General features: G+C 66.9%; 38 protein-coding genes. All 38 read right to left on the bottom strand.

Annotated elements, in window-relative coordinates:
• Positions 1-41 precede the first annotated feature (41 nt).
• Positions 42-1,898 carry a TRAP transporter large permease gene (locus tag EJ105_RS05575; protein ID WP_029558943.1) on the bottom strand — a complete coding sequence of 619 codons (1,857 nt, stop codon included), beginning with the start codon at positions 1,896-1,898 and terminating at the stop codon, positions 42-44.
• A 106-nt stretch (positions 1,899-2,004) separates the two neighbouring features.
• The gene (locus tag EJ105_RS05570) at positions 2,005-2,628 is read right to left on the bottom strand and encodes a TRAP transporter small permease subunit (RefSeq protein WP_029558944.1); all 624 of its coding nucleotides are present in this window, start codon (positions 2,626-2,628) and stop codon (positions 2,005-2,007) included.
• Positions 2,629-2,795: 167 nt separating this feature from the next.
• The gene (locus EJ105_RS05565; RefSeq protein WP_250165577.1) at positions 2,796-3,494 is read right to left on the bottom strand and encodes a hypothetical protein; all 699 of its coding nucleotides are present in this window, start codon (positions 3,492-3,494) and stop codon (positions 2,796-2,798) included.
• The gene (locus tag EJ105_RS05560) at positions 3,491-4,597 is read right to left on the bottom strand and encodes an RluA family pseudouridine synthase (RefSeq protein ID WP_250165576.1); all 1,107 of its coding nucleotides are present in this window, start codon (positions 4,595-4,597) and stop codon (positions 3,491-3,493) included. Before EJ105_RS05560 ends, EJ105_RS05565 begins: the two co-directional genes overlap by 4 nt.
• Positions 4,598-4,685: 88 nt before the next feature.
• A complete protein-coding gene (crcB, locus tag EJ105_RS05555) occupies positions 4,686-5,081 on the bottom strand; it encodes a fluoride efflux transporter CrcB (protein ID WP_250165575.1) in 396 nt (131 codons plus the stop codon).
• A gap of 6 nt (positions 5,082-5,087) precedes the next feature.
• Positions 5,088-5,369, bottom strand: a complete 282-nt coding sequence (locus tag EJ105_RS05550) for a type II toxin-antitoxin system RelE/ParE family toxin (RefSeq protein WP_250165574.1) — start codon at positions 5,367-5,369, stop codon at positions 5,088-5,090.
• A complete protein-coding gene (locus EJ105_RS05545; protein WP_024278468.1) occupies positions 5,366-5,596 on the bottom strand; it encodes a hypothetical protein in 231 nt (76 codons plus the stop codon). The genes EJ105_RS05550 and EJ105_RS05545 overlap by 4 nt, the downstream gene beginning before the upstream one ends.
• A gap of 83 nt (positions 5,597-5,679) precedes the next feature.
• Positions 5,680-6,990, bottom strand: a complete 1,311-nt coding sequence (locus EJ105_RS05540) for a replication-associated recombination protein A (protein WP_250165573.1) — start codon at positions 6,988-6,990, stop codon at positions 5,680-5,682.
• Between the two features lie 8 nt (positions 6,991-6,998).
• The gene (locus tag EJ105_RS05535) at positions 6,999-8,456 is read right to left on the bottom strand and encodes a DegQ family serine endoprotease (protein ID WP_250165572.1); all 1,458 of its coding nucleotides are present in this window, start codon (positions 8,454-8,456) and stop codon (positions 6,999-7,001) included.
• A gap of 181 nt (positions 8,457-8,637) precedes the next feature.
• Complete coding sequence (rplQ, locus tag EJ105_RS05530; protein ID WP_024278465.1) at positions 8,638-9,054, bottom strand: 50S ribosomal protein L17; 417 nt, start codon at positions 9,052-9,054, stop codon at positions 8,638-8,640.
• Between the two features lie 103 nt (positions 9,055-9,157).
• Positions 9,158-10,174 (bottom strand): DNA-directed RNA polymerase subunit alpha, encoded by a 1,017-nt coding sequence (locus tag EJ105_RS05525; RefSeq protein ID WP_024278464.1) that lies wholly within the window; start codon positions 10,172-10,174, stop codon positions 9,158-9,160.
• 157 nt (positions 10,175-10,331) lie between these two features.
• The gene (gene rpsK, locus EJ105_RS05520) at positions 10,332-10,721 is read right to left on the bottom strand and encodes a 30S ribosomal protein S11 (RefSeq protein WP_024278463.1); all 390 of its coding nucleotides are present in this window, start codon (positions 10,719-10,721) and stop codon (positions 10,332-10,334) included.
• Between the two features lie 122 nt (positions 10,722-10,843).
• Positions 10,844-11,212, bottom strand: coding sequence for a 30S ribosomal protein S13 (rpsM, locus tag EJ105_RS05515; protein WP_024278462.1), 369 nt, complete (start codon positions 11,210-11,212; stop codon positions 10,844-10,846).
• Positions 11,213-11,475: 263 nt separating this feature from the next.
• A complete protein-coding gene (locus EJ105_RS05510) occupies positions 11,476-11,841 on the bottom strand; it encodes a hypothetical protein (RefSeq protein WP_250165571.1) in 366 nt (121 codons plus the stop codon).
• Between the two features lie 41 nt (positions 11,842-11,882).
• Entirely contained in the window at positions 11,883-12,470 is a 588-nt protein-coding gene (locus EJ105_RS05505; protein WP_024278461.1) for an adenylate kinase, read from the bottom strand.
• 1 nt (position 12,471) lies between these two features.
• Entirely contained in the window at positions 12,472-13,806 is a 1,335-nt protein-coding gene (secY, locus tag EJ105_RS05500; protein ID WP_029558955.1) for a preprotein translocase subunit SecY, read from the bottom strand.
• A 514-nt stretch (positions 13,807-14,320) separates the two neighbouring features.
• The gene (gene rplO, locus EJ105_RS05495; protein ID WP_250165570.1) at positions 14,321-14,797 is read right to left on the bottom strand and encodes a 50S ribosomal protein L15; all 477 of its coding nucleotides are present in this window, start codon (positions 14,795-14,797) and stop codon (positions 14,321-14,323) included.
• Between the two features lie 10 nt (positions 14,798-14,807).
• Positions 14,808-14,990: a 50S ribosomal protein L30 gene (rpmD, locus tag EJ105_RS05490; RefSeq protein ID WP_024278458.1), complete on the bottom strand. Its 183-nt coding sequence runs from the start codon at positions 14,988-14,990 to the stop codon at positions 14,808-14,810.
• 30 nt (positions 14,991-15,020) lie between these two features.
• A complete protein-coding gene (gene rpsE / locus EJ105_RS05485) occupies positions 15,021-15,578 on the bottom strand; it encodes a 30S ribosomal protein S5 (protein WP_024278457.1) in 558 nt (185 codons plus the stop codon).
• Between the two features lie 17 nt (positions 15,579-15,595).
• Positions 15,596-15,958 carry a 50S ribosomal protein L18 gene (gene rplR, locus EJ105_RS05480; protein ID WP_024278456.1) on the bottom strand — a complete coding sequence of 121 codons (363 nt, stop codon included), beginning with the start codon at positions 15,956-15,958 and terminating at the stop codon, positions 15,596-15,598.
• Positions 15,959-15,970: 12 nt separating this feature from the next.
• Positions 15,971-16,504, bottom strand: coding sequence for a 50S ribosomal protein L6 (rplF, locus tag EJ105_RS05475; RefSeq protein WP_024278455.1), 534 nt, complete (start codon positions 16,502-16,504; stop codon positions 15,971-15,973).
• A gap of 14 nt (positions 16,505-16,518) precedes the next feature.
• Entirely contained in the window at positions 16,519-16,917 is a 399-nt protein-coding gene (gene rpsH / locus EJ105_RS05470; protein WP_024278454.1) for a 30S ribosomal protein S8, read from the bottom strand.
• A 10-nt stretch (positions 16,918-16,927) separates the two neighbouring features.
• A complete protein-coding gene (rpsN, locus tag EJ105_RS05465; protein ID WP_024278453.1) occupies positions 16,928-17,233 on the bottom strand; it encodes a 30S ribosomal protein S14 in 306 nt (101 codons plus the stop codon).
• Between the two features lie 145 nt (positions 17,234-17,378).
• A complete protein-coding gene (gene rplE / locus EJ105_RS05460) occupies positions 17,379-17,936 on the bottom strand; it encodes a 50S ribosomal protein L5 (RefSeq protein ID WP_029558957.1) in 558 nt (185 codons plus the stop codon).
• Entirely contained in the window at positions 17,929-18,246 is a 318-nt protein-coding gene (gene rplX, locus EJ105_RS05455; protein WP_029558958.1) for a 50S ribosomal protein L24, read from the bottom strand. Before rplX ends, rplE begins: the two co-directional genes overlap by 8 nt.
• Complete coding sequence (gene rplN / locus EJ105_RS05450) at positions 18,246-18,614, bottom strand: 50S ribosomal protein L14 (RefSeq protein ID WP_024278450.1); 369 nt, start codon at positions 18,612-18,614, stop codon at positions 18,246-18,248. Before rplN ends, rplX begins: the two co-directional genes overlap by 1 nt.
• Positions 18,615-18,806: 192 nt before the next feature.
• Entirely contained in the window at positions 18,807-19,055 is a 249-nt protein-coding gene (rpsQ, locus tag EJ105_RS05445; protein WP_024278449.1) for a 30S ribosomal protein S17, read from the bottom strand.
• 7 nt (positions 19,056-19,062) lie between these two features.
• Complete coding sequence (gene rpmC, locus EJ105_RS05440; protein ID WP_024278448.1) at positions 19,063-19,275, bottom strand: 50S ribosomal protein L29; 213 nt, start codon at positions 19,273-19,275, stop codon at positions 19,063-19,065.
• Positions 19,276-19,285: 10 nt separating this feature from the next.
• The gene (gene rplP / locus EJ105_RS05435) at positions 19,286-19,699 is read right to left on the bottom strand and encodes a 50S ribosomal protein L16 (RefSeq protein WP_024278447.1); all 414 of its coding nucleotides are present in this window, start codon (positions 19,697-19,699) and stop codon (positions 19,286-19,288) included.
• Between the two features lie 29 nt (positions 19,700-19,728).
• Entirely contained in the window at positions 19,729-20,481 is a 753-nt protein-coding gene (rpsC, locus tag EJ105_RS05430; protein ID WP_024278446.1) for a 30S ribosomal protein S3, read from the bottom strand.
• Entirely contained in the window at positions 20,481-20,861 is a 381-nt protein-coding gene (gene rplV, locus EJ105_RS05425; RefSeq protein WP_038193664.1) for a 50S ribosomal protein L22, read from the bottom strand. Before rplV ends, rpsC begins: the two co-directional genes overlap by 1 nt.
• Positions 20,862-20,867: 6 nt before the next feature.
• Complete coding sequence (rpsS, locus tag EJ105_RS05420; protein WP_024278444.1) at positions 20,868-21,146, bottom strand: 30S ribosomal protein S19; 279 nt, start codon at positions 21,144-21,146, stop codon at positions 20,868-20,870.
• An 11-nt stretch (positions 21,147-21,157) separates the two neighbouring features.
• Positions 21,158-21,991 carry a 50S ribosomal protein L2 gene (rplB, locus tag EJ105_RS05415; RefSeq protein ID WP_029558960.1) on the bottom strand — a complete coding sequence of 278 codons (834 nt, stop codon included), beginning with the start codon at positions 21,989-21,991 and terminating at the stop codon, positions 21,158-21,160.
• A 25-nt stretch (positions 21,992-22,016) separates the two neighbouring features.
• Positions 22,017-22,322, bottom strand: coding sequence for a 50S ribosomal protein L23 (locus EJ105_RS05410; RefSeq protein ID WP_024278442.1), 306 nt, complete (start codon positions 22,320-22,322; stop codon positions 22,017-22,019).
• The gene (rplD, locus tag EJ105_RS05405) at positions 22,319-22,939 is read right to left on the bottom strand and encodes a 50S ribosomal protein L4 (protein WP_024278441.1); all 621 of its coding nucleotides are present in this window, start codon (positions 22,937-22,939) and stop codon (positions 22,319-22,321) included. The genes EJ105_RS05410 and rplD overlap by 4 nt, the downstream gene beginning before the upstream one ends.
• Positions 22,939-23,667 (bottom strand): 50S ribosomal protein L3, encoded by a 729-nt coding sequence (rplC, locus tag EJ105_RS05400; protein ID WP_024278440.1) that lies wholly within the window; start codon positions 23,665-23,667, stop codon positions 22,939-22,941. Before rplC ends, rplD begins: the two co-directional genes overlap by 1 nt.
• A gap of 22 nt (positions 23,668-23,689) precedes the next feature.
• Positions 23,690-23,998 carry a 30S ribosomal protein S10 gene (gene rpsJ, locus EJ105_RS05395; RefSeq protein WP_012113701.1) on the bottom strand — a complete coding sequence of 103 codons (309 nt, stop codon included), beginning with the start codon at positions 23,996-23,998 and terminating at the stop codon, positions 23,690-23,692.
• Positions 23,999-24,063: 65 nt separating this feature from the next.
• Positions 24,064-24,188: EF-Tu C-terminal domain-related protein (locus EJ105_RS05390; protein WP_488657465.1), on the bottom strand; the 125-nt coding region annotated here is incomplete at its 5' end.

Genomic DNA, 24,188 nt, shown 5'->3' with positions numbered 1-24,188 from the left:
AATGCGCCCTTAGGAGGGCAAGGCCAGCCCGCCGGCGCCCGCTATTTCCCGAAGCCGAGGTCGAGGGGCGGCGGCGGCGCGGCATCGAGGCCCGGCGAAAGGTTCTCGAACTGCTGCTGGATCTGCTTCTGGTCGAGCTGGATGCCGCCGCTCTTGTAGTGGGTCACCATGCCCGGGAAGATCAGGATGAGCGCCACCATGATGAGCTGGATGAACACGAACGGCACCGCGCCCCAGTAGATCTGGCCCGTGGTCACGGGCTGCATCATCTTGCCCGTCACCCGGTCCACATAGGGCACCTTGGCCGCCACCGAGCGCAGGAAGAACAGGGCGAAGCCGAACGGCGGATGCATGAACGAGGTTTGCATGTTCACCGCCAGCATCACGCCGAACCAGATGAGGTCGATGCCCATCTTGTCCGCCGCAGGCCCCAGCAGCGGGATGATGATGAAGGCCAGCTCGAAATAATCGAGGAAGAAGGCCAGCACGAACACCAGCGCGTTCACCGCGATGAGGAAGCCGGTCTGCCCGCCGGGCAGCGACACCAGCAGCTCCTCCACCCACTTGTGCCCGTCCACCCCGTAGAAGGTGAGCGAGAACACGCGGGCGCCGAGCAGGATGAACAGCACGAAGGCAGAAAGCTTGGCGGTGGAATAGGTCGCCTGCCGCAGCAGGTCGAACTTCAGCCGGCCGCGGGCGAAGGCGAGGATGACCGCGCCCAGCGAGCCCATGGCGCCGCCCTCGGTCGGCGTCGCGACGCCGATGAAGATGGTGCCGAGCACGAGGAAGATGAGCGCCAGCGGCGGCACCATCACGAACACCACCTGCTCGGCGAGCTTGGACATCAGCTTCAGCCGGAACAGGCGGTTGATGACCGCCACCACGAAGGCGATGCCCACCGTGGCCGACATGGTGAGCACCACATAGTCCGCGCCGAACTTCACATGGCTGCGCTCCATCAGCACGATGCCGCCGGCGATGGAGAAGGCGAGCGCGATGAAGAGGGACGGCGTCAGCAGCTTCGCCGTGCCCGACATGACGAAATAGAGCAGCACGAACGCCACGATGCCCCACACCGCCACGTTGGCGACGCCGGGAATGGCTCCGGCCGTGAGGCCCGGCAGGGAGCCGGTGGCGATGAGATAGGCGAAGCCCGCCGCCGCCACCGCGCCGAGAATGCGCGAGGGCATCATCTTCTGCTCGGGGTCGCGCAGGGTCTGCGCCTCCAGCGGCAGGCCGGGCGCGGCGCTCGGAAAGATCGACGAGACGATGAAGATGTAGACCGCGTAGAGGCCGGCGAGCAGCAGGCCGGGCACGAACGCGCCCTCATACATGTCGCCCACCGAGCGGTTCAGCTGGTCGGCCATGACGATGAGCACGAGGGAGGGCGGGATGATCTGCGCCAGCGTGCCCGACGCCGCGATGACGCCCGAGGCGACCCGCCGGTCGTAGCCGTAGCGCAGCATGATGGGCAGCGAGATGAGGCCCATGGAGATCACCGAGGCCGCCACCACGCCGGTGGTCGCCGCGAGCAGCGCGCCCACGAAGATCACCGCATAGGCGAGGCCGCCGCGGATGGAGCCGAACACCTGGCCGATGGTGTCGAGCAGGTCCTCGGCCATGCCGGAGCGCTCGAGGATGAGGCCCATGAAGGTGAAGAAGGGCACCGCGAGGAGCACTTCGTTGTTCATGGTGCCGTACACGCGCTCGGGCAGCGCCTGCAGGAACTTGGGCTCGAACAGGCCGAGCCAGATGCCGATGAGGCCGAAGATCAGGCCGTTGGCCGCCAGCGAGAAGGCCACCGGGTAGCCGAGCAGCAGGAACAGCACCAGCGCGCCGAACATGATCGGCGCCATGTTGTGGATGAACCAACCGCGGAAGCCGGGCTCCGCCGCCATCGCCACATCGGGCAGGGCGATGAGCAAAGCGGCGAGGAGCGCGACGGCGAGCGCGGCGAGGGGGCGGCGCTTCAGGAGCGTGCGGACGAAAGACATGAACGCGCTCCTACTTCTTGACCGCAGAGACGCCGGGCGCCCCATCGGGAAGTTCGGCCTCGGCCAGCAGGCGCTCGGCCTCGGCCGCCAGGGCCGCATGGCTGCCGCCCGCGCCCTCGTGGGGGTCCTCCATCTTTCCGGTGAAGATGGCGACGCGCTTGATGAGCTCCGAGATGCCCTGGAGCGTCAGGAAGAAGAAGCCCACCGGCACCAGCAGCTTCGCCGGCCACTGGGGCAGGCCGCCGGCGTTCAGCGACTGCTCGTTGATCTCGAAGGAGGCGAGGAAGAAGGGCCAGGAGGTCCACAGTAACAGGATCGAGAACGGCAGCAGGAAGAAGATGTGGCCGAAGATGTCGATGCCGTCGCGGGTGCGCTTGGGCAGCCGGGAATTCACGATGTCGATGCGGATGTGCTCGTTGTCGATGAGCGTCCATGACGCGCACAGCAGGAACACCGCGGCGAACAGCACCCATTGCAGCTCCAGCCACGAATTCGAGCTCATGTCGAACAGCTTGCGGATGATCGCATTGAGCGCCGACACAAGGATGGACAGGAGGATCAGCCACGCGGCGGCCTTGCCGATGCGGGTGTTGACGGCATCGATCCCCCGCGAGAGGGCGAGAAGGGCTGTCATCGAGATCAATTCCCTCGGGCGCGGCCGGAGATGGCTCCGGACTGCTTCTTCTTTGGCCTTCAGGCCTTGGCGCGCACCATAGGGGAAGATGACGTGACTTCAAGCCGGAGGCGGTTACCAGACTGCCGAATGCGGCAAGGCTCAGACCAAAGTCGAAGACGCCGGCTTCAGCGCGGCGCGGGCGCATCCGGCCAGGGTGGCGGACCGGGCAAAATCTGCCCTTGCGTGAAGCGGGCGGTGCCCCGGTCCCATTCCAGCACCCGGCCGGTTCCCGCGACGGGGCTGGGCGCCACGCACCACACCGCAAGATCGGTGCCCTGGCGTGGCAGCAGGGTGATGGCCCGGCCGAGGCCTTCGAACGCGGCCGTGCTCTCCTCCACCTCCTGCGGCTCGGTGCGGCAGAGGCTTTGGTCCTGCGACGGCATCACCGCGTCCGTGACCAGATTCCACCGCCCGGACGCATGGGAATAGAAGCGCACCCGCCCGCCGAACGGCACGCCGCCACGCAGCGCGCGCTCGCTGAGGCCCAGCAGCGGAAATCCCTCCCGGTCGAACCACACGGCGACTTCGGTGACGAAGTGCGCCGCCCCGTCGCCATCGCCCCGGTCGTCGATGCGCAGATATCCGTGCGGAACATCAAGGGTGAGCGTCACCCGCGCCCGCGGCCCGTAGAGGCGGCCGCCCGAGGCCGTTGCGCCGGCGCCCTCCCCGCTGATCTCATAGTCGGGAAAGCCGGTGGCCTGGGCGATCTGGAGATCACGGAACCAGTAGAGTACGCCGTCCCGCCCGGCCCCTGCACCACCTGCCGCCGCCGGCGCGACGGCCAATGCCGCCGCAACAAGCCACCCAAGGGCGGCGCGTCTCATCCCTCGGGCGCTTCCAGGATGGGATCGTACTGGGAGGCGTCGAAGCCGAGCACGGCGAAGGTCTGCGCCATGTGCTGCGGCAGCGGCGCGGACACGTCGATCACCCCCTGCCCGCGCGGATGCGGTATGACGAGCCGCCGCGCCAGCAGGTGCAGGCGGTTCTGCAGGCCGCCGGGCAATTCCCAATTCTCGATGTCGAAATACTTGGGGTCGCCGAGGATGGGGTGGTGGATGTGGGCGAGATGGGCGCGCAGCTGGTGGGTGCGGCCCGTGACCGGCTTCAGCGACAGCCAGCTCATCTTCTGCGCGGCCTGGTCCACTACCGCATAATAGGTGATAGCGTGGCTCGCCTCGTCCTCGCCATGGCGGGCGACGCGCATCTTCTCCTCGTCCTCGTCGCGGGCGAGATAGGTGGAGATGCGCCCCTGCCGGGGCTTCGGCACGCCCGGCACCACGGCCCAATAGACCTTGCGCGCCTCGCGCGAGCGGAAGCTCTTGGCCAGCACTGACGCCGCAAGCCGCGACTTGGCGATGAGCAGGCAGCCGGACGTGTCCTTGTCGATGCGGTGGACGAGGCGCGGCTTCTGCCCGTCCTTGTCCTTCAGCGCCTCCAGAAGCCCATCCACATGGCGATAGGTGCCGGAGCCGCCCTGCACCGCGAGGCCGAAGGGCTTGTTCAGCACCATCACGTCCTTGTCCTCGAACAGGGTGATGGATTTGATGAAGGCCCGGTCCTCCTCCAGCTTGCGCACGGCGGGGTCTTTGGACGCGCGGGGCTTTGCCGGTGGATTGGCGGACGGATTGGCGCCAGTCTCGGCGGAGGCCGCGCGGGCGCCCTCCTTGCCAGCCTCGCCGCTGCGCGCGCCCTTCGCCGGGGCGGGCGCCGCCTCGGGCTCTTCCATGCCGAGCGGGGGAATGCGCACGCTCTGGCCGGGCTCGACGCGGGAAGAGGTCTTCACCCGGCCGCCGTCCACCCGCACCTGCCCGGTGCGCACCAGCTTCTGCAGGTGCCCGAAGGAGAGGTCCGGATAATGCACCTTGAACCAGCGGTCGAGGCGCATGCCCGCCTCGTCCTCGGCCACGGTTCTGGTCACGACAGCCATATTCGACCTAGTCCTCGCGCAAACCCTTTGATGCCGCAGCAATAGAGCTTTCGCTGCGCCGTGGCCACCTCCGGCGAAAATATCCCGATCACGTCAGGCTGCGCACCAGCATGATGCCGGCCCAGACGCCGCCGAAGCCGAGCAGCACCGAGCCGAGGGCATAGGCCAGCGCCATCCCCAGCTCGCCCCGCTCGGCGAGATAGAGGAAATCCAGCGAGAAGGTGGAGAAGGTGGTGTAGCCGCCCAGCACCCCGGTGGTGAGGAACAGCCGCACCGGCTGCGTCCACCCCTCCCCGTCTTTGAAGGCGAGATAGCCCGCCATCAGCCCCATGATAAGGCTGCCCGACACGTTGATGAGAAAGGTGGCGAAGGGAAAGCCCGTCCCCAGCAGCCGCGGCACCGCCATGTTCACGAAATGCCGGATGGTGCCGCCGAGACCGGCGCCGAGGAAGACGATGAGGGCGGGGGGCAAAGAGAACGCCATGGAAGGTCAGGCCTTTCGGTCTCGGGCGGTATGTATGATGGCGATGATCTCGACGTCTCCCGTCGGGAGCACGCGATAGGTCACGACATATCGCGTGCCGGGAATCGCTGTCGCGCGCACCCCCGTCCGCGAGGTCGGATGCCCCGAATAAGGGAAAGCGGAGAGTCGCTCGAAGGTCGTCAGGAAATGCCGTGCGGCGCCGGCCGCTGCCACGGGGCTCTGCGCGCGCAGATAGGCATCGATCTGCTGGATGTTCCGGCGGGCCGTTTCGCGCAGACGAAAGCTCACGCGCCGAGCCCACGCAGAAAGCGCCGCGCCTCCTCCTCTTCAAGGACGGGCTCCCCGTCCTCCAGCGCGCGGCGGACCTCCTCCTCCTGCTCGGGGGTGAGGACGTAGACATCGCCTTCCGCAGCGCCGGCCTCGATCACATGGAGGAATTCGCGTGCGAGCGCGTCCTGCTCCGCCTCGGGCAGGGCTTCGAGCTTCTCGATGAGTTCGCGCATCAGCCGGGTCATGGTGGTCTTCGTCGGTGCCAGCCTGTGGGCGGATCATATACGAAGGCCCAAACCCACGCTATTTGCCCACGCTATCTGCCCCGCTATTTCCCGCCGCGCTCGGCCCGAAGGCGCGCCCAATACTCCAGGCGCTTCCTGATCTCGCGCTCGAAGCCGCGCTCCACCGGGCGGTAGAAATTCTGGCGGCCCAGCGCCTCGGGGAAATAGTTCTGGCCGGAGAAGGCGTCCGGCTCGTCATGGTCGTAGCGATAGCCGGTGCCGTAGCCCTCGGCCTTCATCAGCTTGGTCGGCGCGTTCAGGATGACCTTGGGCGGCACCAGCGAGCCGCCCTCCTTGGCGACGCGCATGGCGGCCTTGAAGGCAGTGTAGACCGCATTCGATTTCGGCGCGGTGGCCACATAGACGACCGCCTGCGCCAGCGCCAGCTCGCCCTCGGGGGAGCCGAGGAAGTCGTAGGCCTCCTTCGCCGCATTGGCGACGACAAGCGCCTGCGGATCGGCATTGCCGATGTCCTCGATGGCCATGCGCACGATGCGCCGGGCAAGGAAGAGCGGGCTCTCCCCCGCATCCAGCATGCGCGCGAGATAATAGAGCGCGGCGTCAGGGTCGGAGCCGCGCACCGCCTTGTGCAGGGCGGAGATGAGGTTGTAGTGGCCGTCCTCGCTCTTGTCGTAGATGGGCGCGCGGCGCTGCACCACCTCGCTCAGGCCCGCCACGTCGAACACCTCGCCCGGCCGCGCGGCGCGCCACACCTCTTCCGCGAGCGTGAGGGAGGCGCGGCCGTCGCCATCGGCCATGTTCACCAGCGCCACGCGCGCGTCCTCGGTGAGCGGCAGCTCCCGGCCCTCCACCTCCTCGGCGCGGGCGAGCAGCTTGGCGACAGCCTCGGCGTCGAGGGAGCGGAACACCAGCACCCGCGCGCGGGAGAGAAGCGCCGCGTTCAGCTCGAAGGAGGGGTTTTCCGTGGTGGCGCCCACCAGCGTTACCGTGCCGTCCTCCATGACGGGCAGGAAGCTATCCTGCTGGGCGCGGTTGAAGCGGTGGATCTCGTCCACGAACAGGAGCGTCGCGGTGCCGGAGAGGCGGCGGCCGCGCGCCTGCTCGAACACCTTCTTGAGGTCCGCGACGCCGGAGAAGATGGCGGAGATCTGCTCGAAATGCAGGTCCGTGGCCGAGGCGAGCAGGCGCGCCACGGTGGTCTTGCCGGTGCCCGGCGGCCCCCACAGGATCAGCGAGCCGAGGGAGCGCGTCTCCAGCATGCGCGAGAGAACGCCATCCGGCCCCACCAGATGATCCTGCCCTACCACCTCGGAGAGGCGCGACGGGCGCAGCCGGTCGGCGAGCGGCCGTGCCACTCCCTCTCCCAGTCCCGCTACCTCGAACAGATCGCCCATCGGAGCCCTCAGCCGCGCAGGACGGCGGTGATGCTGCGCCCGCCGCGCAGGACCGTGACCCGCCAGCCGCGTTGGGGCACGGCGGAAAGCTGGCCGAGATCGCCGGTGCGCCCCACCTTCTCGTTGTTCACCTCGACGATGACGTCGCCGGGGCGGAAGCCCGCCGCGGCGGCGGGGGAATTGTCCTGAACGTCATAGACCACGACGCCGGTGGCGTTGGCGTCCACCTTCAGCTCCTCCGCCACGGCAGGGGAGAGGTTCACGATGGTCGCCCCGGCGAAGGGCGAGCGACCGCGCAGCAGCAGCTCCTCGCGCGGCACCGTCTCCGGAGCCACCTCCAGCACCACCACGAGGGTCTGCTCCTTGCCGGAGCGGTTCACCAGTAGCGCCGCCTTGCCGCCGATGGGGCGGGTGGCGAGGCGATAGTTGAGGGATTCGGGATCGTCGATCCCCTGCCCTTCCACCGACACCACGAGGTCGCCGGTCTTGAGCCCAGCCTTGGCGGCAGGGCTGCCGGCGGTCACGCTCTGCACCAGCACGCCCGTGGGACGCGGCAGGCCGAGGCTTTCGGCGATGTCCGGCGTAACCCGTTGCAGCCGGGCGCCGAGCCAGGGCCGGCGCACGGACTTGGACCCGCTCTTGGCCTGCTCCACCACCACCCGGCCCATGTTGGCGGGAATGGCGAAGCCGATGCCGTGGGAGCCCCCGGACCGCGAATAGATGGCGGAGTTGATGCCCACCACGCGCCCCGCCATGTCCACCAGCGGCCCGCCCGAATTGCCGGGATTGATGGCGGCATCGGTCTGGATGAAGAACTGATAGTCGGAGACGCCGACCTGCGTGCGGGCCAGCGCCGAGACGATGCCCTGCGTCACCGTCTGCCCGACGCCGAAGGGATCGCCGATGGCGAGCACGAGGTCACCCACGGCGAGCCCGTCCGAATCGCCCAGCTCCAGGAAGGGGAAGCGCTCCTTCGCCTCGGTCTTGATGCGCAGCACGGCGAGGTCCGTGCGCTGGTCGCGTAGCAGAACCTCGGCCTCGTATTCGCGCCGGTCGTTGAGAGCGATGCGGATTTCGTCCGCCCCCTCGATGACATGGTAATTGGTGAGCACCAGCCCCGCGGGATCGACGATCACGCCCGAGCCCAGAGAGCGCTGCACCCGCTCCGGCGCGCGCAGCCCCGGCCCGTCGCCGGGGCCACCCGGCCCGCCGGGGCCGGGCATGCCGAAGAATCGGCGGAAGAAGGGATCGTCGAAGATCGGGTTCACGCGCTGCTGCGCCGTCTTGAGCGCATAGACGTTCACCACCGCCGGCGCCGTCTTCGCCACCACAGGCGCGAAGGTGAGCGTCACCTCCGCCTGCGACGCCGGCACCCGCTGCTGCGCCGCCGGCTGGGCAAAGGCGCCCGTGGCGAGGAGGAGACCGAAGGCGGCCACAGCCGCCGGACGTGAGAGACGTGCGAACATTGCGCCACCCTTGAAGCCTGTTCCGCGCCCAATGCCGGTCGGGGCGACCCGTTCCCGCCGCGGCGGGAGGCACGGCCGATTCGCGCGGTTCAGCCGATCCTTGCAACGAAAGACGTTCTCTCGAACGAAAAAAGGGCGGTCCGAGGACCGCCCTTTTTCATAGCCTCAAATCAGCTGAAGCTCACGCAGCTTCCGCGGCAGCGGCGGTGCGGGCGTGGTCGGCGGCGCCCTTGGCGTCCACGTCACGATCCACGAACTCGATCACCGCGACGGCGGTGTTGTCGCCATAGCGGAAGCCGGCCTTGACGATGCGGGTGTAGCCGCCCGGGCGGGCCGCATAGCGGGGCGCCAGCACGTCGAACAGCTTCTTGACCACGGCCTGGTCCTTCAGCTCGGCGATCGCCTGGCGGCGGGCGTGCAGGTCGCCGCGGCGGGCGAGGGTCACGAGCTTCTCCACCACCGGGCGAAGATCCTTCGCCTTGGGCAGGGTGGTCACGATCTGCTCGTGGGTGATGAGGGCGCCCGCGAGGTTGGAGAACATCGCCTTGCGGTGCTCCCAGGTGCGGTTGAACTTGCGGTGTACCTTGCCGTGACGCATGACGGCGAACTCCTGAAGATGGCGACGGACGAGCCGGTCGATGGGTTGCGCGGCTCGGGCCGCTCGAAAGGGGTCGGGGCAGCGGGCCGCCCCGGATTGCGGATCAGTAGTGCTCCTCGAAGCGCTTGGCCAGCTCTTCGATGTTCTCGGGCGGCCAGCCGGGCACTTCCATGCCGAGATGCAGGCCGAGGGAGGCGAGCACCTCCTTGATCTCGTTGAGCGACTTCCGGCCGAAGTTCGGCGTGCGGAGCATCTCCGTCTCGCTCTTCTGGATCAGGTCGCCGATGTAGACGATGTTGTCGTTCTTCAGGCAGTTGGCCGAACGGACGGAGAGCTCGAGCTCGTCCACCTTCTTCAGCAGCGCCGGAGAGAACGGCAGCGTCTGGATCGCGGTCGCCTCGCTCTCGCGCTTGGGCTCCTCGAAGTTGACGAAGATCTCCAGCTGGTCCTGCAGGATGCGGGCGGCATAGGCCAGCGCGTCCTCGGCCGTGATCGAACCGTTGGTCTCGATCTGGAGCGTCAGCTTGTCATAGTCGAGAATCTGGCCCTCACGGGTGTTCTCGACCTTGTAGGAGACCTTGCGCACCGGCGAGTAGAGGCTGTCGATCGGGATCAGGCCGATCGGAGCGTCCTCGGGACGATTGCGGTCGGCGGCCACGTAGCCCTTGCCGGTGTCGACCGTGAACTCGATGCGCAGCTCCGCGCCCTCATCGAGGGTGCAGATGGGCAGATGCGGGTTCAGGATCTGCACGTCGCCGACGGTCTGGATGTCGCCGGCCACCAGCACGCCGGGGCCGGTCTTCTTGGCCACCATGCGCTTGGGGCCATCGCCCTGCATCTTGATGGCCACATCCTTCACGTTGAGGATGATGTCCGTCACGTCCTCACGCACGCCGGGGATCGACGAGAACTCGTGCAGCACGCCGTCGATGTGGATCGAGGTCACCGCCGCGCCCTGCAGCGACGACAGGAGGATGCGGCGCAGGGCGTTGCCGAGGGTCATGCCGAAGCCACGCTCCAGCGGCTCGGCGACGACGGTCGCCAGGCGCTTGGGATCGTGGCCGGGATTGACCTGCAGCTTCTCGGGCTTGATCAGCTCTTGCCAGTTCTTCTGAATCACTTGCTTCACCTTGCTTTCTCGCCGGGCCACGGCAGCTGCCGGGGTGGTGAGCCTCAACCGGAGGCCGTCCACCAGAAGCCTGGCCCGTCCCGCTCGGGGGAGGAGAAACCGGGCTTGATCCCCGCGGACCGGGGTCCGCGGAGGAACGAAGAGCGGATCAGACGCGACGGCGCTTGCGCGGACGGCAGCCGTTGTGCGGGATCGGCGTCACGTCGCGGATGGAGGTGACGAGGAAGCCAGCCGCCTGCAGCGCGCGAAGAGCGGACTCACGGCCGGAACCCGGACCGCAGACTTCCACTTCCAGGGTGCGCATGCCGTGCTCGGCCGCCTTGCGGGCCGCATCCTCGGCCGCGACCTGCGCGGCGTACGGGGTGGACTTGCGCGAGCCCTTGAAGCCCATGGCGCCGGCCGAGGACCAGGAGATGGTGTTGCCCTGGGCGTCGGTGATGGTGATCATGGTGTTGTTGAACGAGGCGTTCACATGCGCCACGCCGGAGGCGATGTTCTTGCGCTCGCGGCGCTTCACGCGTGTTGCTTCTTTAGCCATCTGTCTCTCAGATCCTTCAGGCGCGCCCGTAACTCCAGGCGCTCGGGATGGCCCTTGACGGGCCGGTCAACGGGGAAAGGCCGGCTTGGCCGGCCTCCCCAATTCTCAAGCCTTGCGGCCGATCACTTCTTCTTGCCGGCGATCGGCTTCGCCGGCCCCTTGCGGGTGCGGGCGTTGGTGTGGGTGCGCTGGCCGCGCACGGGCAGGCCGCGGCGATGACGCAGGCCGCGGTAGCAGCCGAGGTCCATGAGGCGCTTGATGTTCATCGCCACTTCGCGGCGCAGGTCGCCTTCCACGATGTAGTCGCGGTCGATGGTCTCGCGGATCTGCAGCACTTCCTGGTCGGTCAGCTGGTTCACGCGACGCTCGGCGGGAATGCCCACCTTCTCGACGATCTCTTCAGCCTTCTTGGGGCCGATGCCGTGGATGTACTGGAGCGCGATGACGACGCGCTTGTTGGTCGGGATGTTGACGCCTGCAATACGAGCCACTGCGCTCTCCATGTGCGCCGGAGCCCGAAGGCCGCCGGCCGGTTGTTGTCCCCGCGTCCGGTGGAGGCCGGCCCATGCGGGATATTGACGAAAGCTGCCCCGGATACGACAAAGCTACCGCCCTGTCCGACCCTTCCGGGTGGACCGAACGGCACCTGTTCCGAAGCGAGGGAGTGCCCATAGCGGAGATTCCGCGATGGGTCAAGGGCGTAAGGCGCTTCGGCCCCGCTCCAGCCCTGCCGAGTCCGTGAGGACCTGCCGAGTCAGAGAGCCGCGATTTGCTCGGCCGCCCCTTGCGCATCGCCGGAACCGGCCGGAAGCCCGATCTCGCGTTCGGTGATGCCCTCGAGCAGCGCCCGCAGGGCGGCCACGTCCGCCCTTTCCATCCACGCCCGGGCGACCGCGCCGACATAGCCGTCGTATTCGTCGCGCGCCTGCGGGATGCCTCGCACGCCGATCGGGTCCCAAACCTCGATCAGGATCTGCCGGATCGAGCCCATCACGGCTTTCACGCCGTCCATAGCCATACCCTCGCGCCGGCAGGCAAGGTGCCCCTTCGCCATTGCCCCGGCAAGCCCGCCAAACGGAAAGGCCCCTCCCGCCGTCTGGCGGAAGGGGCCCTGATCCATGACAGCTTGATCCATGACACGAGGGCAGGAACCCCCTGCCCTCACACCGCCTCGGCGAGCACCCCGTCGATGGCGGCGGTGACCTGATCGATGGGCGCCATGCCGTCGATCTGCTTCAGCTGGCCGCGCGCCTTGTAGTAGGGCGCCACGACAGCGGTATCGCGGTTGTAGGCCTCAAGGCGGGTCTTGAAGACCACCGGATCATCATCCTTGCGCACCGGCTCGCCCTTGGCGGCGGCCTCTGCGGCACGGTTGAGGATGCGGTTGACCAGCTTCTCCTGGTCCACCACCAGCTCGATCACCGCGTCGAGCTTGAGGCCCTTCTCGGTGAGCAGATGGTCCAGCGCCTCGGCCTGCGCCACCGTGCGCGGGAAGCCGTCGAGGATGAAACCATTCTTCGCGTCCGCCTCGCCGATGCGCTCGGCGATGATGCCGATGACGATCTCGTCGGAGACCAGCCCGCCGGCATCCATCACCGCCTTCGCCTTCAGCCCCACCGGCGTACCCGCGGCAACCGCCGCGCGCAGCATGTCTCCGGTGGAAAGCTGGACGATGCCGTGACGGGCCACCAGCCGCTGTGCCTGAGTTCCCTTGCCTGCCCCGGGCGGGCCCAACAGCACCAGCCTCATATTATTTCCTCCTCCCCCCGCGCAGCTTGGCCTTCTTGACCAGTCCTTCGTACTGGTGGGCCAACAGATGTCCCTGGATCTGGGACACGGTGTCCATGGTCACGCTGACCACGATCAGAAGCGACGTTCCTCCGAAATAGAACGGAAGAGAGGCGTAGGAAATCAGCAGTTCGGGGAAGAGGCAAACCGCCGCAATGTAGGCTGCGCCCACGACGGTGATGCGGGTGAGCACATAGTCGATGTATTCGGCCGTGCGCTCGCCCGGACGGATGCCGGGAATGAAGCCGCCGTGCTTCTTCAGATTGTCAGCCGTCTCCACCGGATTGAACACGATCGCGGTGTAGAAGAAGCAGAAGAACACGATCAGCGCCACATACAGCACCATGTAGAGCGGGCGCCCGTGGCCGATGTAGGTCGTGACGGTCTGCAGCCACTCCGGCCCCGAGCCCTGCATGAAGCTGGCGATGGTGGTGGGAATGAGCAGCAGCGAGGAGGCGAAGATCGGCGGGATGACGCCCGACGTGTTCAGCTTCAGCGGCAGATGCGAGGACTGGCCCTCGTAGATGCGGTTGCCCACCTGGCGCTTGGGATACTGGATCAGCAGCCGGCGCTGGGCGCGCTCCATGAACACGATGAAGGCGATGACGACCACGGCCATCACCAGCATGCCGAGAATCACCACCGTGGAGATGGCGCCCTCGCGGCCAAGTTCCAGCGTGCGCACGAACGCGCCGGGCAGCTCGGCGACGATGCCGGCGAAGATGATGAGCGAGGTGCCGTTGCCGATGCCGCGCGAGGTGATCTGCTCACCCAGCCACATCAGGAACATGGTGCCGCCGGTGAGCGTCAGGACCGTGGAGATGCGGAAGAACCAGCCGGGCTCCGCCACCACGCTGCCCGAGCCCTCGAGGCCGACGGCGATGCCGTAGGCCTGGAACAGGGCCAGCACCACGGTGAGGTAGCGGGTGTACTGGTTGAGCTGCTTGCGGCCCGCCTCGCCTTCCTTCTTCAGCGCCTCCAGCGTCGGCGAGACGCTGGTGAGGAGCTGGATGATGATGGAGGCGGAGATGTACGGCATGATGTTCAGGGCGAAGATGGCCATGCGCTGCACGGCGCCGCCCGAGAACATGTTGAAGAGGCCGATGATTCCCTGCTGGGCGTTCTTGAAGACGTCCGCCAGCGCGTCCGGATTGATGCCGGGCATGGGGATGTAGGTGCCGAGCCGATAGACGAGAAGCGCGCCGAGGGTGAACCAGATGCGCTTCTTCAGCTCCTCGGCCTTGCCGAGGGCACCGAAATTGAGGTTCGCCGCGAGTTGTTCCGCCGCCGAGACCATGCCTTGCTCCGATGGACGCCACCCTGGTGGGCGGCCCTTATATGAGGGCGCAACGCTCGGGTGCCAAGGCAGAGGGACCGGGCGGAGGGACAAGGGCTCCCCGCCGACGGTCCGGTACCAGGCTCCCTTGCCGAGGCGCTGGACCCTTGGCGGGAGTGCCATGGGCCGCTGCCCGGGCGCGTCCTGGACGGAAGGTCCGGAACGGAGCGTTGGGGCAAACTGGGGCCGGCGCGACGGAAGGCCGCAGGCCGGCAGGAAAGCCGGTTCCGCCGGTGGCGCGCCACCCGGGCACGCGGGAGCGATCCCGACTCGGGCGCTTGAGGCCAAGAGGGCCATCGCGCCCGTCACACGTTCGACGGCACCGGAGCGTCACCTGAACCCGAGCGCCTGAACGGCCTCCCGAGACACGAAGACCCGACCTTGGGCCGGGCATCCGCAAGAGGTTCGTCCGAATATGGGTTCGGCGCGGCGGCATGAAGCCCCGCGCCGTCCCCTGTTCCGGATCAGCCTCGGCTCACTCGGCCTCGACGGCCGCCGCGAGCATGCTCACCGAGCCACCGGCCTTCTCCACGGCGGCGACGGCGGACTTGGTGGCGTAGGCCACCTCCAGCGTCACCTTGGCGGAGAGCTCACCGGTGCCGAGCACGCGCACACCATCCTTCACCCGGCGCAGCACGCCGGCGGCGACGAGGGCGGCCTCGGTCACGGGCTGGCCCGCGTCGAGACGGCCGGCATCGACCGCAGCCTGGATCTTGGCGAGGGAGACCTCGTTGTAGTCCAGGCGGAAGATGTTGTGGAAGCCGCGCTTCGGCAGGCGACGATGCAGCGGCATCTGGCCGCCCTCGAAGCCCTTGATGGCGACGCCGGTCCGGGCCTTCTGGCCCTTCACGCCGCGACCAGCGGTCTTGCCCTTGCCGGAGCCGATGCCCCGGCCCACGCGCATCCGCTTCTTGCGGGCGCCGGGATTGTCCCTGATTTCGTCGAGCTTCATGTCCCGCTCCTCACTCGACCACACGGACGAGGTGGGCGACCTTGGCGATCATGCCGCGGACGGCCGGGGTATCCTTGAGAGTGGAGCGGCGGTGCCGCTTGTTCAGCCCGAGACCGACGAGAGTGGCCTCCTGGTCGAACGGGCGGCGGATCGGCGAGCCGATCTGCTCCACGGTGATGGTCTTGTCGCTCATGGCGCAATCCTATCCTTCGGCCTGCGCCGCTCAGTCGGTCGCTTCCGCGTCTTCGACGCGGCGGCGGGACTGGAGCTGGGAGACCTTGATGCCGCGACGCGCAGCGACGGAGCGCGGCGAGTCCTGGTTCTTCAGGGCGTCGAAGGTGGCGCGCACCATGTTGTAGGGGTTGGAAGACCCGAAGGACTTCGCCACCACATCGTGCATGCCGAGCGTCTCGAACACCGCGCGCATCGGGCCGCCGGCGATGATGCCGGTACCCGCCGGAGCGGCGCGGAGCACCACCTTGCCGGCGCCGTGGTGACCATGCACGTCGTGGTGCAGGGTCCGGCCTTCGCGCAGCGGGACGCGGATGAGAGCGCGCTTGGCGCTCTCGGTGGCCTTGCGGATCGCCTCCGGCACCTCACGGGCCTTGCCGTGGCCGAAGCCGACGCGGCCCTTCTGGTCACCCACCACCACCAGGGCAGCAAAGCCGAAACGACGGCCGCCCTTCACCACCTTGGCGACGCGGTTGATGTGGACCAGCTTGTCCACGAACGTATTGTCGCGGTCCTCGCGCTCGTGGCGCTGTTCCCGTTCACGGGCCATGTTCGCTCGTCCTTGCGTCAGAACTGAAGGCCGCCTTCGCGGGCGCCCTCAGCGAGCGCCTTGACGCGCCCATGATAGATGTATGCGCCACGATCGAAGACGACCGCAGTCACGCCCTTGGCCATCGCCCGCTCGGCAACAAGCTTGCCGATCGTCTTGGCGGCCTCGGTGTCCGCACCGGTCTTCAGCGACCCGCGCAGGTCCTTCTCAAGGCTCGACGCGGCGGCGAGAGTCTCGCCCTTCGCATCGTCGATGACCTGCGCATAGATGTGCTGCGAGGTCCGGTGCACCGACAGGCGCGGACGCCCGTTCGCAGCAACGCGGATCGCACGGCGCACCTTGGCCTTGCGGCGCGCCTGCGCCTCCAAATCCTTAGCCATGGTTCGCCTCCGTCACTTCTTCTTGCCTTCCTTGCGGAAGATGAATTCGCCGGCATACTTGACGCCCTTGCCCTTGTAGGGCTCGGGGCCACGGAACTCGCGGATCTCCGCCGCCACCTGGCCGACCTTCTGGCGGTCGATGCCCGTGACCACCACTTCGGTGGGCTTGGGGGTGACGATCTGGATGCCCTCGGGGATCGCGTAGATCACGTCGTGGCTGTAGCCGAGCGAGAGGTTCAGGTTCTTGCCCTGCACCGCCGCCTTGTAGCCGACGCCGGTGATCTCGAGCTTCTTCTCGAAGCCCTTGGTCACGCCTTCGACCAGGTTGGAGACCAGCGTGCGGGACATGCCCCACATGGCCTTGTGACGGGAGGTCTCGCCGTTCATCGAGAGCTTGATTTCCGAGCCCTCGATCTTGGCGGCGATCTCTTCCACCAGGATCACTTCCAGGGCGCCCTTGGGGCCCTTTACCTTCACCGTCTGTCCGTCCAGGCTGGCGGTGACGCCGGCCGGAATGGCGACGGGCAGCTTGCCGATCTTCGACATCTTGTCCTCCGTCGTCAGAACACGGTGAAGAGCACTTCGCCGCCGACGTTCTTGTCGCGGGCTTCGTGGTCGGCCATCACGCCCTGGGGCGTGGAGACGACGGCGATGCCGAGACCGTTGGCGACGCGGGGAAGGTTCTTGACCGCCGCATAGACGCGACGGCCGGGCTTCGACACGCGGGAGATCTCGCGGATCACCGGCGTTCCGTCGAAATACTTCAGCTCGATCTCGAACTCGGTCCGGCCGTTGCCGTGATCGGTCGAGGTGTAGCCGCGGATGTAGCCCTCGTCGCGCAGGACATCGAGGACCGAGGCGCGCAGACGCGAGCCGGGGGTCGAGGTCTTGTCCTTGCGGCGCATCTGGGCGTTGCGGATGCGGGTGATCAGATCGCCGATGGGATCAGTTACAGCCATCGTTCCCTCCTCACCAGCTCGACTTCACGAGGCCAGGAACCATGCCCTGGTTACCCAGCTCGCGCAGCGCGATACGGCTCATCTTGAGCTTGCGGTAGAAGGCACGCGGACGGCCAGTCACCTCGCAGCGGTTGCGGATCCGGATCTTCGCGCCGTTGCGCGGCATTTCCGCCAGCTTGAGGGTCGCCTGGAAGCGCTCCTCGATCGGCAGGGTCTTGTCATTCACGATCGCCTTCAGACGCGCGCGCTTCGCCGCCTGGCCAGTGGCCAGCTTGCGGCGGCGCTCGTTCGTCTCGATCGCGCTTTTCTTCGCCATCTTAAGCTCCTGTTCTCCGCGTCTGAGCAGCTCGACCTGAGCCCCTCACGGCCGGAAAATCACATCCTCACTCGTCTCGTCGTCCGGCCCCGGCCATCAGCCGGAACCGAAGAGGCGCTTCGAGCGAAGCGCCTCTCATACCCGCTCACTGGCGGAAGGGGAAGTTGAAGGCCTTCAGAAGCGCGCGGGCTTCCTCATCGGTCTTCGCCGTGGTGCACACGATGATGTCCATGCCCCAGATCTGCTCGACGCGGTCGTAGTTGATCTCGGGGAACACGATGTGCTCCTTCACGCCCATGGCATAGTTGCCACGGCCGTCGAAGCTCTTCGGGTTCAGGCCGCGGAAGTCGCGAACGCGGGGCAGAGCCACGGTCACGAGGCGGTCCATGAACTCGTACATGCGGGTCTTGCGAAGGGTGACCTTCGCGCCGACCGGCTGGTTTTCGCGCAGCTTGAAGTTCGAGATCGCCTTGCGGGCCCGGGTGATGACCGGCTTCTGGCCGGCGATCTGGGCGAGGTCCGCGGCGGCGGTCGTCACCTTCTTGGTGTCGGCGGTGGCTTCGCCCACGCCCATGTTGATGACGATCTTGTCGATGACCGGCACTTCCATGGGGTTCTTGTAGCCGAACTGCTCGATCATCTTCGGCCGCACCACCTCTTCATAGAAGGTGCGCAGCCGCGCGTTGTAGGTCGCCTCAGCCATCGATCCTCTCCCCGGAACGCTTGGCCACGCGGACCTTGCGTCCGTCATCCAGCACCTCGAAGCCGACGCGGGTCGGCTTGCCGTCCTTGGGGTCGGCAATGGCGACGTTCGACAGGTGGATGGGAGCCTCCTTGGAGATGATCCCGCCTTCCTGGTTCGCCGACTGGCGCTGGTGACGCTTCACGATATTCACGCCGCGCACGAGAGCCTTCTCGTCCTTCGGCATCACCTGAATGACCTCGCCGGTGCGGCCCTTGTCGCGGCCGGCGAGGACGACGACCTTGTCGCCCTTCTTGATCTTCGCGGCCATCACAGCACCTCCGGCGCCAGCGAGATGATCTTCATGTGGTTCTTGGAGCGCAGCTCGCGCGGAACCGGTCCGAAGATGCGGGTGCCCACCGGCTCCTTGTTGTTGTTGATCAGCACGGCCGCGTTCTTGTCGAAGCGGATGACCGAGCCGTCCACGCGACGGATGTCCTTGGCGGTGCGAACCACCACGGCCTTCATCACGTCGCCCTTCTTCACGCGGCCGCGCGGGATCGCCTCCTTGACGGACACCACGATGATGTCGCCGACGTGGGCATACTTCCGCTTCGAGCCGCCAAGTACCTTGATGCACATGACGCGACGGGCGCCGGAATTGTCCGCCACGTCGAGATTGGTCTGCATCTGGATCATGACGCACCTGTTCTCGTCATCCAGCGCCGCCGGCGCACCGGCATTGCCTCAACCCTTGTTCGCCGTGCCCGCTCATCGGAACACGGTGTTGCCGCGGTGCGGTCTCCACTCGATCCCCCCTTGGGACGATCGACGGACCCGGCACCGGAGCCCTCCCGGCCGGACGATCCATCCGGACGGGAAACTCTCTTATCAGACCTCGGCGCGCTTTTCGCCCTGGATCACGATCCAGTTCTTCAGCTTCGAGATCGGACGGTGCTCCTCGATCCACACCGTATCGCCCACGTGCCAGTTATTGGCCTCATCGTGGGCATGATACTTCTTGGACCGCCGCACGGTCTTCTTGAGCAGCGGGTGGGTGAAGCGCCGCTCCACCCGGACCACCACGGTCTTGTCAGTCTTGTCGCTCACCACGACGCCCTGGAGCACGCGCTTCGGCATCGCTTCCTCACTTCGCCTTCTGCACCGGCGAACCGGTGCGCTTGTCGGTCTGCACGGTCTTGATCCGCGCGATGTCGCGGCGGATCTGCTTGGACCGCGCGGTATTCTCGAGCTGGCCTGTCGCCTTCTGGAAGCGCAGGTTGAACTGCTCCTTCTTCAGCTTCAGCAGCTCATCAGCGAGCTGATCGGGGCTGAGGGCCCGAACGTCCTCGGCTTTCATGAGCCTCTCCTCACTCGGCGATGCGCTGGATGAAGCGCGTCTTGATGGGCAGCTTGGCCGCCGCGAGGGTCAGCGCCTCGCGAGCGAGCTCGACGCTTACCCCATCGATCTCGAACATGATACGGCCCGGCTTGACGCGGGCCGCCCAATACTCGGGCGCGCCCTTGCCCTTGCCCATACGGACTTCCGTGGGCTTGGCCGACACCGGGACGTCGGGGAACACCCGGATCCAGACGCGTCCGGCGCGCTTCATGTGGCGGGTGAGCGCGCGGCGGGCCGCCTCGATCTGGCGGGCAGTCACGCGCTCCGGCTCGACGGCCTTGAGGCCGAACTCGCCGAAGTTCAATTCCGTGCCGCCCTTGGCAACGCCGTGAATGCGTCCCTTGAACTGCTTGCGGAACTTGGTGCGCTTGGGTTGCAGCATGGCTTGATCGCCTTCTCTCTAGCCGGCCGTCAAGCCCGGGAGCCGCGGTCGCCGCGGTCGCCACGATCGCGGTCACCGCGCTCGCGACGCTGGGGACGCGACGACGGACCAGCTTCCTGTTCGGCCTGGCGCTTGTCCTGCGCCATGGGGTCGTGCTCGAGGATCTCGCCCTTGAACACCCACACCTTGACACCGCAGGTGCCGTAGGTGGTGAAGGCGGTGGCGGTGCCGTAGTCCACGTCCGCACGCAGGGTATGCAGCGGAACGCGGCCTTCGCGGTACCATTCGAGGCGCGCGATCTCAGCGCCGCCGAGACGGCCCGAGCAATTGATGCGGATGCCCTCCGCGCCGAGGCGCATGGCGGACTGCACGGCGCGCTTCATGGCGCGACGGAAGGCCACGCGGCGCTCCAGCTGCTGGGCGATGGACTCGGCGACAAGGCGCGCGTCGATTTCCGGCTTCCGGATCTCGACGATGTTGATGAAGACTTCCGAGTTGGTCATCTCGGAGACCTTCTTGCGCAGCTTGTCGATGTCCGCGCCCTTCTTGCCGATGACCACGCCCGGACGACCCGAGTAGATGGTCACGCGGCACTTCTTGTGCGGGCGCTCGATCACCACCTTGGACACCGCCGCCTGCTTGAGCTGCTTCATCAGCATCTCGCGGATCTTGATGTCCTCGTGGAGCAGCTTGCCGTATTCGCCCTTGTTGGCGAACCAGCGGCTGTCCCACGTGCGGTTGATGCCGAGCCGGAGCCCGACCGGATTGACCTTTTGACCCATCAGGCCCGCTCCTCGACTTCCCGCACCACGATGGTGATGTGGGCAAAGGGCTTCTCGATGCGCGAGGCGCGACCGCGCGCCCGCGGCGAGAACCGCTTCATGACCAGTCCCTTGCCCACGTGGGCCTCGGCGACGATGAGATCGTCGACATCCAGCTCGTGGTTGTTCTCGGCGTTGGCGATCGCGCTCTCGAGGCACTTCTTCACGTCGCGGGCGATCCGCTTGTGAGAGAACTCGAGATCGGCGAGCGCCGTCGCCACCTTCTTGCCGCGGATCAGGCCCGCGACCAGATTGAGCTTCTGGGGCGAGACGCGCAGGTTGCGCGCCACCGCCTTGGCTTCGTTGTCCGCGAGCGCGCGGGGCTTTGCCTGCTTACCCATGACCGATCACCGCCGCTTCGACTTCTTGTCGGCCGCGTGCCCGTAGTAAGTCCGCGTCGGAGCGAACTCGCCGAACTTCTGGCCGATCATGTCCTCGGTGACATTCACGGGCACGTGCTTGTGACCGTTGTAGACGCCGAAGGTTAAGCCCACGAACTGGGGCAGAATGGTGGAGCGCCGGCTCCAGATCTTGATCACATCGCGGCGGCCCGAGCCCGCGGCAGCTTCCGCCTTCTTCAGCATGTAGCCGTCGACGAACGGGCCCTTCCAGACAGAGCGAGACATAGCTCAGGCCCTCACTTCTTGCGCTTGTGGCGGCTGGACACGATGAACTTGTCCGTCGCCTTGTTGCTGCGGGTCTTCTTGCCCTTGGTCGGGATACCCCAGGGCGTGACCGGATGACGGCCGCCCGAGGTACGGCCTTCGCCGCCGCCGTGCGGGTGATCGACCGGGTTCATGACGACACCGCGGTTATGCGGCATCCGCCCGAGCCAGCGGCTGCGACCCGCCTTGCCCAGCGAGATGTTCATGTGGTCCGGGTTGGAGACCGCGCCCACGGTGGCGTAGCACGCACCGTGCACGAGGCGCTGCTCGCCGGAGTTCAGGCGCACGATCACGTAGCCCTCGTCGCGACCCACGATCTGCGCGTAGGTGCCGGCGGAGCGGGCGATCTGGCCACCCTTGCCGATCTTCAGCTCGACGTTGTGCACGATCGTGCCCACCGGGAGCGAGGACAGCGGGCCGGCATTGCCGGGCTTCACGTCCACGCTGTCGCCGGCGATCACCTGATCGCCCACCGCCAGACGCTGCGGCGCCAGGATGTAGGCCAGCTCACCGTCCTCGTACTTGAGGAGGGCGATGAACGAGGTGCGGTTCGGATCGTATTCCAGCCGCTCCACCGTCGCCGGCATCCCGCGCTTGAGGCGCTTGAAGTCGACCAGACGGTAGGTCTGCTTGTGGCCGCCGCCGCGGAAGCGGACGGTGATGCGGCCATTGTTGTTGCGTCCGCCCGAGGAGCTCTTGCCCTCGGTCAGGGTCTTGACCGGCTTGCCCTTGTAGAGGCCGGAGCGGTCCACGATCACGAGCTGGCGAAGGCTCGGCGTGACCGGCTTGAAATGCTTCAGCGCCATGGTCTTATTCCGTTCCCCTCGGCTCTCAGAGGCCCGTGGTGATGTCGATCTTCTGGCCCTCTTCGAGGGTCACGACCGCCTTCTTGACGTCGCTCTGGACGCCCTTGCGGCCCTTGAAGATCTTCGTCTTGCCCTTGCGGACCAGCGTATTCACGCTCTTCACCTTCACGTCGAAAAGCTTCTCCACGGCCTCCTTGATGGAAGGCTTGGTGGCAGTCTTCGCGACGTTGAAGACAACCTTGTTCTGCTCGCTCGCGGTCGTCGCCTTCTCGGTGATGACGGGCGAGACGATCACGTCGTAGTGACGCGGTTCGATATTGCGCGAGCTCATTTGAAGCGCGCCTCCAGCGCATCCACGGCGGCCTTGGTCAGGACCAGGGTGTCGCGGCGCAGGATGTCATAGACGTTGATGCCCTGGATGGGCAGCACGTCCACGTAGGGCAGGTTGCGCGCCGCGAGCGCGATGTTCTGCTCCACCTGGGCGCCGTCCACGAACAGCACGGACGAGATGCCGAGCTTCTCAAGCCGCTCCTTGAGCGCCTTGGTCTTGGGATCGGCGAGGTTGGCGGTGTCGAGCACGATGATCTGCTCGGCCTTCGCCTTCGACGAGAGCGCATGCTTCAGCGCGAGGGCACGGACCTTCTTCGGCAGGTCGATGGCGTGCGAACGCACCACCGGGCCGAAGGCACGACCGCCGCCGCGGAACTGCGGAGCGGACGCGGCGCCGTGACGGGCGTTGCCGGTGCCCTTCTGCTTGTACAGCTTCTTGGACGTGCGGTTGATTTCCGAACGGCCCTTGGTGCGGTGCGTGCCGGCCTGGCGGCGCGAGAGCTGCCAGGTGACGCAACGGTGCAGGATGTCGGCGCGCGGCTCGAGGCCGAAGATCGCGTCCGACAGGGTCACGGAGCCGGCTTCGGAGCCGTCGAGCGTCTTGACGGTGAGTTCCATCACGCGCCCTCCTCATTGGCGGCTTCGGCGGCGGGGGCCGCGTCCGAACCGTTGCCGAGCTTGAACGCGCCGGGCTTGGGGGCCTCGGCGGGCAACCTCTTCTTCACGGCGTCGCGAACGGTGATCCAGCCACCCGCGTGGCCGGGAACGGCGCCTTCGACGGCGATGAGGCCGCGCTCGACGTCGGTCATCACGACCTTCAGGTTCTGGGTGGTGACGGTGACGTCACCCATATGGCCGGGCATCTTCTTGTTCTTGAAGGTCTTGCCGGGGTCCTGACGGCCGCCGGTCGAACCGATCGAACGATGCGAGATGGAGACGCCGTGCGTCGCGCGAAGACCACCGAAGTTGTGGCGCTTCATGCCGCCGGCGAAACCCTTGCCGATGGTGGTGCCGGTGACGTCCACATACTGGCCCACGACGAAGTGGTCAGCGGTGATCTCGGCACCGACGGGGATGAGCCCGTCTTCCGGCACGCGGAACTCGGCCATCTTCCGCTTGGGCTCGACCTGAGCCACGGCGAAGTGGCCGCGCTCGGCGCGGGTCACATTCTTGGGCTTGCGACGGCCAGCACCAAGCTGGACCGCAACGTAGCCATTCTTGTCGAGCGTGCGGTGGGCAACCACCTGGCAGCTCTCAACCTTCAGCACAGTGACCGGCACGTGCTCGCCAGCATCGGTGAAGATGCGGGTCATGCCGACCTTCTGTGCGATGACGCCTGACCGCATGGTCGTGTCTCCTCGCACCACGTCAGAGCTTGATTTCGACGTCAACGCCGGCGGCGAGGTCGAGCTTCATCAGCGCGTCCACCGTCTGGGGCGTCGGATCGACGATATCGAGCAGGCGCTTGTGGGTGCGCATCTCGAACTGCTCACGCGACTTCTTGTCGATGTGAGGCGAACGGTTGACGGTGAACTTCTCGATCCGCGTGGGCAGCGGGATCGGGCCGCGCACCTGCGCGCCCGTGCGCTTGGCCGTGGCGACGATCTCGCGCGTCGACGCATCGAGGATGCGGTGATCGAACGCCTTCAGGCGAATTCGAATGTTCTGGCCGTTCATGGCTCAATTGGCTCCAGGAAGAGGAAACGCGCACGCCGGTGCGCAGCGCGTTTCGTTCTTGTTGATCACTCGATGATGGCAGCGACGACGCCGGCGCCGACGGTGCGGCCACCTTCACGGATGGCGAAGCGCAGCTTCTCCTCCATGGCGATCGGAACGATCAGGTGCACGTCCATCGACACGTTGTCGC

Source organism: Xanthobacter aminoxidans, from assembly GCF_023571765.1.
Lineage (GTDB): Bacteria > Pseudomonadota > Alphaproteobacteria > Rhizobiales > Xanthobacteraceae > Xanthobacter > Xanthobacter aminoxidans.
Note: the sequence above shows the minus strand (reverse complement) of the source record. Positions and strands in the feature narration are given on the sequence as shown.

Coding starts and splice junctions, on each gene's coding strand:
- EJ105_RS05575 (WP_029558943.1), bottom strand. CDS start 1,898: ATGGCGGCGGAGCCCGGCTTCCGCGGTTGGTTCATCCACAACATGGCG.
- EJ105_RS05570 (WP_029558944.1), bottom strand. CDS start 2,628: ATGACAGCCCTTCTCGCCCTCTCGCGGGGGATCGATGCCGTCAACACC.
- EJ105_RS05565 (WP_250165577.1), bottom strand. CDS start 3,494: ATGAGACGCGCCGCCCTTGGGTGGCTTGTTGCGGCGGCATTGGCCGTC.
- EJ105_RS05560 (WP_250165576.1), bottom strand. CDS start 4,597: ATGGCTGTCGTGACCAGAACCGTGGCCGAGGACGAGGCGGGCATGCGC.
- crcB (WP_250165575.1), bottom strand. CDS start 5,081: ATGGCGTTCTCTTTGCCCCCCGCCCTCATCGTCTTCCTCGGCGCCGGT.
- EJ105_RS05545 (WP_024278468.1), bottom strand. CDS start 5,596: ATGACCCGGCTGATGCGCGAACTCATCGAGAAGCTCGAAGCCCTGCCC.
- EJ105_RS05540 (WP_250165573.1), bottom strand. CDS start 6,990: ATGGGCGATCTGTTCGAGGTAGCGGGACTGGGAGAGGGAGTGGCACGG.
- EJ105_RS05535 (WP_250165572.1), bottom strand. CDS start 8,456: ATGTTCGCACGTCTCTCACGTCCGGCGGCTGTGGCCGCCTTCGGTCTC.
- rplQ (WP_024278465.1), bottom strand. CDS start 9,054: ATGCGTCACGGCAAGGTACACCGCAAGTTCAACCGCACCTGGGAGCAC.
- rpsK (WP_024278463.1), bottom strand. CDS start 10,721: ATGGCTAAAGAAGCAACACGCGTGAAGCGCCGCGAGCGCAAGAACATC.
- EJ105_RS05510 (WP_250165571.1), bottom strand. CDS start 11,841: ATGGATCAGGGCCCCTTCCGCCAGACGGCGGGAGGGGCCTTTCCGTTT.
- EJ105_RS05505 (WP_024278461.1), bottom strand. CDS start 12,470: ATGAGGCTGGTGCTGTTGGGCCCGCCCGGGGCAGGCAAGGGAACTCAG.
- secY (WP_029558955.1), bottom strand. CDS start 13,806: ATGGTCTCGGCGGCGGAACAACTCGCGGCGAACCTCAATTTCGGTGCC.
- rplO (WP_250165570.1), bottom strand. CDS start 14,797: ATGAAGCTCGACGAAATCAGGGACAATCCCGGCGCCCGCAAGAAGCGG.
- rpmD (WP_024278458.1), bottom strand. CDS start 14,990: ATGAGCGACAAGACCATCACCGTGGAGCAGATCGGCTCGCCGATCCGC.
- rpsE (WP_024278457.1), bottom strand. CDS start 15,578: ATGGCCCGTGAACGGGAACAGCGCCACGAGCGCGAGGACCGCGACAAT.
- rplR (WP_024278456.1), bottom strand. CDS start 15,958: ATGGCTAAGGATTTGGAGGCGCAGGCGCGCCGCAAGGCCAAGGTGCGC.
- rplF (WP_024278455.1), bottom strand. CDS start 16,504: ATGTCGAAGATCGGCAAGCTGCCCGTCGCCATTCCGGCCGGCGTCACC.
- rpsH (WP_024278454.1), bottom strand. CDS start 16,917: ATGGCTGTAACTGATCCCATCGGCGATCTGATCACCCGCATCCGCAAC.
- rpsN (WP_024278453.1), bottom strand. CDS start 17,233: ATGGCGAAGAAAAGCGCGATCGAGACGAACGAGCGCCGCCGCAAGCTG.
- rplE (WP_029558957.1), bottom strand. CDS start 17,936: ATGGCTGAGGCGACCTACAACGCGCGGCTGCGCACCTTCTATGAAGAG.
- rplX (WP_029558958.1), bottom strand. CDS start 18,246: ATGGCCGCGAAGATCAAGAAGGGCGACAAGGTCGTCGTCCTCGCCGGC.
- rplN (WP_024278450.1), bottom strand. CDS start 18,614: ATGATCCAGATGCAGACCAATCTCGACGTGGCGGACAATTCCGGCGCC.
- rpsQ (WP_024278449.1), bottom strand. CDS start 19,055: ATGCCGAAGCGCGTGCTCCAGGGCGTCGTGGTGAGCGACAAGACTGAC.
- rpmC (WP_024278448.1), bottom strand. CDS start 19,275: ATGAAAGCCGAGGACGTTCGGGCCCTCAGCCCCGATCAGCTCGCTGAT.
- rplP (WP_024278447.1), bottom strand. CDS start 19,699: ATGCTGCAACCCAAGCGCACCAAGTTCCGCAAGCAGTTCAAGGGACGC.
- rpsC (WP_024278446.1), bottom strand. CDS start 20,481: ATGGGTCAAAAGGTCAATCCGGTCGGGCTCCGGCTCGGCATCAACCGC.
- rplV (WP_038193664.1), bottom strand. CDS start 20,861: ATGGGTAAGCAGGCAAAGCCCCGCGCGCTCGCGGACAACGAAGCCAAG.
- rpsS (WP_024278444.1), bottom strand. CDS start 21,146: ATGTCTCGCTCTGTCTGGAAGGGCCCGTTCGTCGACGGCTACATGCTG.
- rplB (WP_029558960.1), bottom strand. CDS start 21,991: ATGGCGCTGAAGCATTTCAAGCCGGTCACGCCGAGCCTTCGCCAGCTC.
- EJ105_RS05410 (WP_024278442.1), bottom strand. CDS start 22,322: ATGAGCTCGCGCAATATCGAACCGCGTCACTACGACGTGATCGTCTCG.
- rplD (WP_024278441.1), bottom strand. CDS start 22,939: ATGGAACTCACCGTCAAGACGCTCGACGGCTCCGAAGCCGGCTCCGTG.
- rplC (WP_024278440.1), bottom strand. CDS start 23,667: ATGCGGTCAGGCGTCATCGCACAGAAGGTCGGCATGACCCGCATCTTC.
- rpsJ (WP_012113701.1), bottom strand. CDS start 23,998: ATGAACGGCCAGAACATTCGAATTCGCCTGAAGGCGTTCGATCACCGC.